Source organism: Micromonospora sp. KC606 (genome assembly GCF_004348675.1).
In the GTDB taxonomy this organism is placed as follows: Bacteria; Actinomycetota; Actinomycetes; order Mycobacteriales; family Micromonosporaceae; genus Micromonospora.
In genome coordinates, this window is sequence record NZ_SMKN01000233.1 from 1 (window position 1) to 8,999 (window position 8,999).

9 protein-coding genes and 2 pseudogenes are annotated in these 8,999 nt (G+C 71.7%); 5 read left to right on the forward strand and 6 right to left on the reverse strand.

Annotated features, from left to right (window positions below):
- Positions 1–323 (forward strand): annotated as a pseudogene (locus E1193_RS27345) (hypothetical protein); the annotation flags it as partial.
- 74 nt (positions 324–397) lie between these two features.
- Here E1193_RS27345 and E1193_RS27350 read toward each other — a convergent pair.
- Entirely contained in the window at positions 398–1,015 is a 618-nt protein-coding gene (locus E1193_RS27350; RefSeq protein ID WP_132186059.1) for a TetR/AcrR family transcriptional regulator, read from the reverse strand.
- A gap of 108 nt (positions 1,016–1,123) precedes the next feature.
- Here E1193_RS27350 and E1193_RS27355 point away from each other — a divergent pair, with 108 nt between their 5' ends.
- The 4 genes and pseudogenes from E1193_RS27355 to E1193_RS27365 all read left to right on the forward strand — a co-directional run.
- Entirely contained in the window at positions 1,124–1,780 is a 657-nt protein-coding gene (locus tag E1193_RS27355; protein WP_132186060.1) for a VC0807 family protein, read from the forward strand.
- The gene (locus E1193_RS27360) at positions 1,770–2,768 is read left to right on the forward strand and encodes a hypothetical protein (RefSeq protein WP_132186061.1); all 999 of its coding nucleotides are present in this window, start codon (positions 1,770–1,772) and stop codon (positions 2,766–2,768) included. Before E1193_RS27355 ends, E1193_RS27360 begins: the two co-directional genes overlap by 11 nt.
- A gap of 47 nt (positions 2,769–2,815) precedes the next feature.
- Positions 2,816–2,977, forward strand: coding sequence for a hypothetical protein (locus E1193_RS32160; protein WP_165945841.1), 162 nt, complete (start codon positions 2,816–2,818; stop codon positions 2,975–2,977).
- Positions 2,978–3,105: 128 nt separating this feature from the next.
- Positions 3,106–3,389 (forward strand): annotated as a pseudogene (locus E1193_RS27365) (IS110 family transposase); the annotation flags it as partial.
- Positions 3,390–3,427: 38 nt separating this feature from the next.
- Here E1193_RS27365 and E1193_RS27370 read toward each other — a convergent pair.
- From E1193_RS27370 to E1193_RS27390, 5 genes are all read right to left on the reverse strand, one after another.
- Positions 3,428–4,855 (reverse strand): serine/threonine-protein kinase, encoded by a 1,428-nt coding sequence (locus tag E1193_RS27370; protein WP_132186062.1) that lies wholly within the window; start codon positions 4,853–4,855, stop codon positions 3,428–3,430.
- A 149-nt stretch (positions 4,856–5,004) separates the two neighbouring features.
- Complete coding sequence (locus tag E1193_RS27375) at positions 5,005–5,697, reverse strand: endo alpha-1,4 polygalactosaminidase (protein WP_243707931.1); 693 nt, start codon at positions 5,695–5,697, stop codon at positions 5,005–5,007.
- Positions 5,697–6,662 (reverse strand): NAD-dependent epimerase/dehydratase family protein, encoded by a 966-nt coding sequence (locus E1193_RS27380; protein ID WP_132186064.1) that lies wholly within the window; start codon positions 6,660–6,662, stop codon positions 5,697–5,699. The genes E1193_RS27375 and E1193_RS27380 overlap by 1 nt, the downstream gene beginning before the upstream one ends.
- Complete coding sequence (locus E1193_RS27385) at positions 6,659–8,014, reverse strand: nucleotide sugar dehydrogenase (protein WP_132186065.1); 1,356 nt, start codon at positions 8,012–8,014, stop codon at positions 6,659–6,661. The genes E1193_RS27380 and E1193_RS27385 overlap by 4 nt, the downstream gene beginning before the upstream one ends.
- An 87-nt stretch (positions 8,015–8,101) precedes the next feature.
- On the reverse strand, positions 8,102–8,999 hold an 898-nt coding region (locus E1193_RS27390), incomplete at its 5' end, for an endo alpha-1,4 polygalactosaminidase (protein WP_207922888.1).

Consider the following 8,999-nt stretch of genomic DNA (forward strand, 5'->3'; position numbering starts at 1 on the left):
GCCCAGGACCCGGCGCCCCCACCCCCACCAGAGCTACCCGTACGGCGACGCCGCCGCGCACCACCTCGGCCTGTCTCGGCCCGGTGGTGTACGAGATCGACGGCGCCGACACCGCCGACCGGCCCCGGTCGCTGTGTATCGGGGTCGGCGGGGTGCTGCGCATCCGCAACGTCGGCCCCGAGGAGTTGACCGCGACGCCGCCCGGCATGGCGGTCTGCCGCTACGAGGCCGGCATCTACAACTGCCAACTGGTCGAAACCGGCACGGTGTCGATCACCCTGACGTACCCGAACGCCCACACGATCCGGGTCGTCGTCCGGTGACCGGTTCCGCTCCCGTCCGTTCGTCTGGGTCGCCGCTACGCGGCCGGTTCCTGGTTCTCTTTGTGTGCTGCGTGTCACCGATGTGCGCGGACCAGGGGCAGGAAGATCTGGTCCACGATCTCGATGATGGTGCTGGCCGGAACCTTGGTTACCCCGTTGATCACGTACTCGTTGCGGAGCAGGTCGACCGCGACGCTGGCCACGCGTGGCGTCAGGGCTTCGGGGCCGACCTCGCCCCTGGCGGTGGCGCGGGCAAGGATGGTCAGCCAGGGAGCAACACCCACGTTGACCAGTTGGCCATGGATCTCGCGTACCCGGTCCGGGTCGTTCTGGATGTCCGACAGGATCTCGCGGAGGATCTTTCCGGCTGGGGATGACAGGCGGTCGTTGGCACGGTTGAGCAGCGCGAGCGCATCTGACCGCAGGTCGCCGGCGTTAGGCGTGTCCTTCGGATCGGTCGGGAGCATCTGCCGGTACGCGGCGACGCTCAACGCGGCCCGGTTGGGCCAGCGCCGATAGATGACGTTCTTACTGGTGCCCGCGCGAGCAGCGACGGCATCCATGGTCAGGTTCGAATAGCCGACCTCGGCCAGTTCCTCGGCGGCTGCTTGCAGGATCGCCCGTTCCAATGCCGCGCCACGCCGACGTGTTTTCTTGCCCTGGTTGACGTCACCGCCCTGGTCCTCGGCCACGCTTCCCTCCCGATTAAGAACTAAGAGTATCTTACATCACTCGTCATTGCCGCCCGCCCTGGCCGGCAATACGATACTGCTCGTATCCTACTCGAATGTGGGGGCGTGATGGACAAACGTAAGCTCTTCGTGGGGCTGCTGTGGGATGTCGGTTTGCCGGCCGTCGTCTTCTACGTGTGCCAGGCACTCGGCGTCGACACCGTGCTGGCGCTGGCCGCCGGCGGACTGGCAGCCCTGATCCGGCTCGGTTGTGTCGCTACCGTCCGGCGCCGGCTGGACGGCCTCGCAGCTCTCGTGGGCGTCACCTTCGTGCTGCTGCTCGTCGTATCGTTGCTCACCGGTAATCCCCGGATACTGTTGGCCAGGGAGTCAATCCTGTCCGGCGCCGCGGGCCTGCTCCTGGTGGGCTCCTGCGTGATCGGCCGGCCGGTCCTGTACATCCTTGGCCGACGCCTCCAACCCGGCAAGGATGAACTGCTGGCGCAATGGGACGAGCGCTGGCGGACCCAGCCCGCCTTCCGCCGGCACTTCGTCCTGCTGAGCGCGGTGTTCGGGGCCGTACTGCTCACCGAGTCCGCCGTCCGGCTGCTCCTCATCTACCTCCTGCCCATCGACGTTATGGCCGACCTGTCAACGCCGCTGCACGTCGGCACCATCGCACTTCTGGTCGGCTGGGCGTTGTGGTACCGCGGCCGGCGCCAGCGTGCCATGCCGACCGGCAGCCTCACCCCACCGACCCGTTCGGAGCGGCCCCGTGCGCGGTAGGGGAATCAACTACGACACCGGTGCCCGCCTGGCGAACGGGTGGACACGCAAGGCGTTCGACTCCTCGACGGTGCGGCGCGAAATGCAGGTCATCGCGGGCGACCTGCACTGCACCGCCGTCCGGATCTCCGGCAGCGACCCGGGCCGGCTGACGACCGCGGCCGAACACGCGGCCGAGGCCGGACTCGAGGTGTGGTTCGCCCCGTTCCCGTGCGACCTGACCACTGAGCAGATGCTGCCACTGTTCGCCGACTGCGCCGCCCGCGCCGAGGACCTTCGCCGGCACGGCGCCGACGTCGTCCTAGTCGCCGGCGGTGAGCTGAGCGTCTTCGCACGCGGGTTCCTGCCCGGCGACGACCTGTTCGCGCGCACGGCCCTCCTCCTCACCCCCAGGCCCGATCTACGGAGCCTGCTCGGTACCGTCCCGGCCCGGATCAACGCCTTCCTGACCGAGGTCGTCGGCACCGTCCGCGCTCAGTTCGGCGGCAAGGTCACCTATGCCTCCTTGCCGTTTGAGCATGTGGACTGGTCGTCCTTCGACTACGTCGCGGTCGACGCCTACCGTGCCGCGCACAACGTCGACACCTTCCGTCAGGAGATCCGAGACCTGCACCGCCACGGCCGTCCGGTGGCGGTCACCGAGTTCGGCTGCTGCACCTATCGTGGCGCCGCTGACCGGGGCGCACGAGGTTGGCTAATCGTCGACCGCGACCACGAACCATGGCGGTTGGACGGCGACCACCAGCGGGACGAAGCCGGGCAGGCCGCCTACCTCCGTGACCTCCTGCACGTCTTCGAGCAGGAAAAAGTGGACAGTGCCTTCTGGTTCACCTTCGCCGGCTACAGGTATCCCCACCACCCCGACCCCCGGCACGACCTCGACCTGGCCTCCTACGGGGTCGTCAGGCTCAGCCCGGACATGAGCTGGGAACCGAAGGCATCCTTCCATGCCCTCGCCGCCGAGTACCGCAACGGCAGCAGGCACTAGAGAACCTATTCCACGCCCTTCCAGAAAGCTCTCGTGATCGGAGAACCATGATCATTCGTTTGGCCGCCATCGGTGCGGCGCTTGTCGCCGGAGGGCTAATCAACGTCGGCGGGTTCGGAAAGATCACCGTCCCGCTCGGCGTCGTCGTACTGTTGAGCAGCGGCATTCTCTGGCTCGTGCGCCGCCGGGGATCGTCGACGCGTCGCTGAATCGCCAGGGCCGCGGCCGCGGGAGCGGGTAGCCGGAGCCCCTTTGAGGTGCGGTTACGCGGCGGCTGGGACACGGTCGAGGAAGCCGTACACCTGGCGCAGCCGTCCCTCGTCGTCGGTGACCGAGTCAGCGTGAGCAGGCCGCCGGTGAGGTCGAGGGGATGCTTGATGCGCACCCTCTTGCCGAGGTCCTGACCTCCATGCCCGGCATCGGGGTCAGGACCGGCGCCCGGATCCTGCTCGAAGTTGGCGACGCCTCCGCCTTCCCCACCCCCGGCCACCTGGCCGCCTACGCTGGCCTGGCTCCCGTCACCCGCCGCTGCGGCAGCAGCATCCCCGGGGCGAACACCCGCCCAAGGGCGGCAGCAAGCAGCTCAAACGCGCGTTCTTCCTCGCCGCGTTCGCTGCTCTGTCGGGTTTTGACCAAACCCGTGGGGACACCCCCGGCGGTCAGCCCGCCCGCAGCGTGATCACGCCCAGCAGGTCGTCGACGAAGGTCACGCTCGCGGCGTCCGGCGGGGTCACCTGCACGTACGCGAGCGTGGTGCCGCCGGCGAGCAGGGCGGCGGCCTCGACGATGACCGACTTGCCGGCCGGGCACGCGGCGTACCGGGCGATGGTCCACTCGACGTCCGCCGGGCGGATCGTCCGCACCGGGTCGGCGCGGCACTGCGGGTGCGTGTGCTCGGCGAGGAAGTCGGCGGCGTCCGTGGCCGCCCCCCGGCTGTCGGACAGGCCGATGAACGCTCCCGGCACGTCGGGGTCGGTGACCCAGTGCGCCGGATCGGGTGAGATCACCATGGCGGGCGCCAGGCCGCCGCCGGGTGCCGGGCGTCCCGCCCAGCCGGCACCCTCCGCGCGCCATCCGGGCGGCAGGCGTACGCTGATCCGCCCGCTGGCGTCGGTGGCCACCGGGGCGGGACGGTCCCGCCAGGTGTCGATTGCCGCCGCTCCCGCCGTCACGACAGCGGCCAGGACCAGCGCGGCGGCAGCCGTCCGCCGGTAGCTTCCGCGTCGCCGCCGACGCTCGGGTCCGGCGCGGGAGGTAGCCGCCTCAGCCAGGGCTCGCGCGAACGCGTCCGCGTTGCGGTACCGGCCGGCGGGAGCCGGCGCGGCGGCCCGGGTCAGGACGGCGGCCACGCCCGGCGGCGGGCCGGCGGGGCCGAACAGCCGCAGGCCGAGCCGGCCCATCCCGTACACGTCGGCCCGCTCGTCGACGGTCGACGACGGGTCGTCCTGCTCGGGAGCCATGTAGCCGGGGGTTCCGGCGCGGGCGGTGAGCCCGGACGCGGCGGCCATCGCCTTGGCCAGGCCGAGGTCGGCGACCACGATCCGCCCGCCCGACCATGCTCCGGCGTCGGCGATGGGCACGGCGGGCGGCTCGACTGGTGCGTGATCCCCGGTGGTGGCGGGGGTGGTGTCGCCCGGTCGCGGCAGGCAGAGCAGCACGTTTCCAGGGGTCAGGTCTCGGTGCACGATGCCCTGCGTGTGCAGGTCGGCGACCGCGGCGGCCACCTGCCCAAGGATGCGCAGCGCCGTGTCCGCGGGGACGTCCCCGGTCTCCAGCAGGTCACGCAGGCTTCCACCGGTGGCCCACTCCATGACGATGTACGGCCGCCCGTCGGCCAACTCGCCCACCGTGTGCACGCGGATCAGCCGGGGGCTGTCGACCCGCCGCAACAGCCGGGCCTCCAGGCCGAACCGTTCCCGGATTCGCAGGTCGTTGGCCCAGTTCTCGGCCAGCACCTTGATCGCGACCCAGTCCCGCAGCCGGGGGTCGAAACCGAGCCACACCGTGGCGAACGCGCCCGCGCCCAGCAGGCGCTCGATCCGGCATCCGCCGATCTCGACCGGTCGTGCACCGGAGGGTGGTTGCACACGTGCACGCTACCCGCCACCGTCTGCTGACGCGCCCCGCCGCAGCGACGGTGTGGGCGTGGCCCGGTGCCGCACCGGGCCGACCGGCCGACCGCGCGGGCGGCGCGGTCGGCGCGGTCGGCCCCGGCTCGGCGGGATGGGGCAGGCGGTCAGGTACGGGACAGGGCGCGGTCGCTGACAAAGGACTGGAGACCGAACTGGCGGGCGCGACGTTCGGCGAAATCGGTCAGCCCCGGGCTGTCGGCGTAGTCCAGGCTGTACAGGTCCAGCTCCAACTGCAGCAGTTGCTCGGCGATCTGGGCGTGGAACTCCAGCACGTCCGGCGGCCACGGAGCGTACCCGTCGGCGGTCCAGCGGGCCGAGAACGACTCGAAGACGATGCCGTCGACGATCTCGGCCAGCCGGGGCAGCATGCCGAATCCGCGGTTGGCCAGCAGGTACGCCGGTTTGGCTTCCTCCCGCACGGCGGCGATCAGGGTGAGCAGGTGCGGCACGTCCTCCGGGTGGGTCAGCTCGACGTTGAGCGTGTCCAGGAAGAGCCCGGCGAAACCACGGGCGATCGCCGCCTTCGCCGCGCCGACCACGTGCGCCACCCAGAGCGGATGGTCGACGTGGACGAACGCGCCACCCCAGTCCGGGTTGCGTTCCCGGCGCTGCCAGGGCGCGGGTGGGCCCTGGTCTTCCGACAGCGACAGGTAGCCGAGGGTCTGCACGCCCTGCTCGGCGAGGTGCCGCAGCTCGGCGGCCTGGTAGAAGGTCGGTTGCAGGACCACCCGCAGATAGCCGGCGAGGTCGGCCATCCGCCCGTCGCCGTAGTAGAAACAGATGGGGCGTCGGCTCATCACGGCCCCCCGTGCTCTCGGTACCAGGAGAAGGTGGTCCGCACGCCCTGCTCCAGGCTGACGGCCGGCTCGTAACCCGTCAGCGCGCGCAGCCGGGACAGGTCCGGGCAGCGGCGGGCGACCGAACCGGGCGGCGCCGCCGTCGCCTCGATGGCCGGGCTCACCCCGGCCACGCTGAGCACCAGCTTGGCGAGGTCGCCGATGTTGGTCTCCTCGCGGTCGTTGCCGATGTGCACGATCTGCCCCGCCGCGGCCGGGTTGCCCATCAGCCGCAGCATGGCCTCGACCGCGTCGTCCACGTGGCAGAACGCCCGGAACTGGTCGGCGCCGGGGACGGGAAACGGGTCGGCGCCGCGCAGCGCGCGCAGGGACATCTCCGGGATGACGTGGTCGGCGCCCATCCGCGGGCCGTACACGTTGTGGAAGCGGCCGATCACGGTCTCGAAGCCCCGGGCCCGGGCGGTGTGCAGGAACGCGGCCTCGCCGAGCAGTTTGCTGGCCGCGTAGGCGAACCGGGGTGCGGTGATGTCGGAGATCATCGTCGGGACGGTCTCGGGTGTCGGCACCGGCACCACCCCGGCGGTCACGCCCCCGGCGTAGACCTCGCTGGTGGAGGCGAAGAAGACCCGCTCGCCGGGGGCCACCCAGTCGAGCAGGTGCAACGCGACGAGGGTGTTGGTCCGGACCACCCGCGCCGGGTCCTGCTCCACGTTGCGGACGCCGACGACGGCGGCGAGCAGGTAGATCTGGTCCCAGCCCGCCGGCAGGGCGGCCCAGGTGTCCGCGGCGGTCAGATCGGCGGAGACCACCCGCACGGCCGGGTCGCCGCGTAGGCGGTCGAGGTCGGCGTCGTCCCGGCCGCGCGAGAAGTCGTCCACGATCGTCACCTGGTGCCCGTCGGACAGCAGGCGGCGGGCGAGGTGCAGGCCGATGAAGCCGGCCCCGCCGAGCAGGAGGCACCTCATGCCGGCGTCACCTCCCCGGCGGCGACCGATCCGGCGACGGCGGCGGGCGCTGCTGGCGCGGGCGGTAGGTAGCCGAGGCCGGCGTAGCGAATGCCGGCGGCCGTGACCGTGTCGGCGTCGAGAACCCGCCACGAGTCGTAGATGAACGCCGGCCGGCCCCCGCCCAACTGCTCCGGGATGCGGATCGCCCGGTAGTCCGGGTGGTCGTTGATGATCAGGACGGCGTCCGCGTCGGTGAACGCCTTGTCCAGGCCGACCGGCTCGCCGCCGTACTGCCGGATCACGTCGTCGGTCACCATCGGATCGTGGCCGAGGACGGTCACGCCGGCGGCGGAGAAGACCCGCATCATGGTGGCGATCGGGGTGCCGCGCATGTCGTCGGTGGGCGGCCACCCCTTGTACGCCCAGCCGAGCACCGCCAGCCGCGCCCCGTGGCTGCGCCCGCGCGCCTGCGCCAGCATCCGGACCACGGTCTCTCCCACGTGGACCGGCAGGTACTCGTTGAGCTGGCGGGCCTGGCCGACGAGGAACGGGGCGCGGTCGCCCGCACTGTCGATCATGATGTACGGGTCCTTGGAGAGGCAGCCGCCGCCGACGTAGCCGGGCTTGGCGAGGTCCGGGCGGGGGTAGTCGACGTTCGCCGCCCTGATCACCTCCAGGGGATCGAGGCCGTGCCGTTCGGCGATGAGCGCGACCTCGTTGCCGAAGGAGTAGATCAGGTCGGTGTGGCAGTTGTTGGAGAGCTTCACCAGCTCGGCGGTCTCCAGTCCGCTGACCGGGACGAGGGTCTGTGCCAGGCCGCCGAAGAACTCGACCCCGGCGGCGAGGCTGGCGGCGTCCAGGCCGCCGACGACCTGTGGCAGCTCGACGAGTTCCCGCAGCGCCTGGCCCTGGATCGTGCGTTCCGGTGCCATGACCAGCCGGACCTGCTCGCCCCAGGCGGCCCGCAGTTCCGGCAGCACCACCCGCCGGCTGGCGCCGACCGGCACGGTGCTGCGGACCACGACCAGCGTGTCCGGGCGGCAGGTGGCGGCGACCGCGCGGGCTGCGGCGGCCAGGTTCGCCAGGTTGGGCCGGTGGGTGATGTTGTCGACCGGCGTCGACACACTGATCACCGCCACGTCGACGGTGTCACGGGGCAGCTCGGCGCCGACGTGGATGTCCCGGCCGACGCGGGCGGCGAGGATGTCCTCGACGCCGGGTTCGAAGATGTGCGGCCGGCCCCGGGACAGCGACGCCAGGACCGCTGGCGACACGTCCGCGCCGTACACCGTGAAGCCCTTGTCGGCGAGCGCGACGGTGAGCGTGAGCCCCACGTAGCCCAGGCCGACGACCCCGACCTTTGTGCGCATGTCTCTCGTCCTTTCTGCTGGAGGGGTGGTCCGCGACGCGGACCGTCCGACGTGGACTCCCCGGCGGGCCGCCCACGTCGGCGCGGCTCAGCCGCAGGGGGCGGTGAGCCGGTCGAGGGCCCGGACGGTGACCGTGCCGGCGAACCGTTCCGCGCGGTACCGGCGGCAGGCCGCCCGCACGTGCTCGGCCCGTACGGCGTAGTCGACGGCGAGCACGAACTTGCCCGCGTCTCGCAGCGCCCGGGTGTGCGCCAGGTTCTCCGCGCACCAGTCCCGGGCGCACGGTTCGTCCATGGCCAGGTAGAAGAGTTCCTCCATCGCGATGCCGTCGATGGCGGCGGGGTAACCCGGCTGCTCGCGCAGTTCGGGGGAGTTCTGCGGGACGATCAGAAAGCCGGGGCGCCGGGCCTTGGCGTAGGTGCTGATCCGGACGATCAGGGCGGTCATCTCGGCGGCGAGTCGGGCCCGGTCGCGACCCCGGGTGTGGGCGAGGGAGATCTCCTCGTACGCCAGCGGGGTGTCCAGGTAGACCCCGTCGAAGCCGGCGCGCAACGCCTGGTCCACCCGGGGTTTCACCACGAGGTCCCACCAGCGGGGATCCCAGTAGTGCACGAAGTACTCGCCCGGCCAGTCCGGCCACTCGTTGGCCAGCAGGTCCGGCGCGGTCCGGCGGATGACCGGGTACTCCGGGCGGAAGTCCTCCAGGCTGCCGATCTCGAAGTACGCCAGCACCCGCTTGCCGCTGCGGCGCAGCGCGCCGATTTCGGCGGCGGTGAACCAGTCGGTGTCCGCGTCGCGGGCCAGGTCGATGACGGCGAGCTGGTACGGGCCGCGGGCCAGCGCGTCGAGCCGACCGCCGGCGTACCCCTGTAGCTGGTACGCCCAGGTGGTGATCGTCCTGCCGGCTGGCGGTGTGCCGACAGCGCCACCGGGTGCGGCGGTGGCCGGGCCGCTGGGCCGCGCCCCGGACCCGGCGGTGTCAACC

What these genes read in the sequence shown, in the direction of transcription:
- E1193_RS27355 (WP_132186060.1), top strand. Translation starts at nt 1,124, where the DNA reads ATGGACAAACGTAAGCTCTTCGTGGGGCTGCTGTGGGATGTCGGTTTG.
- E1193_RS32160 (WP_165945841.1), top strand. Translation starts at nt 2,816, where the DNA reads ATGATCATTCGTTTGGCCGCCATCGGTGCGGCGCTTGTCGCCGGAGGG.
- E1193_RS27375 (WP_243707931.1), bottom strand. Translation starts at nt 5,697, where the DNA reads ATGAGCCGACGCCCCATCTGTTTCTACTACGGCGACGGGCGGATGGCC.
- E1193_RS27380 (WP_132186064.1), bottom strand. Translation starts at nt 6,662, where the DNA reads ATGAGGTGCCTCCTGCTCGGCGGGGCCGGCTTCATCGGCCTGCACCTC.
- E1193_RS27385 (WP_132186065.1), bottom strand. Translation starts at nt 8,014, where the DNA reads ATGCGCACAAAGGTCGGGGTCGTCGGCCTGGGCTACGTGGGGCTCACG.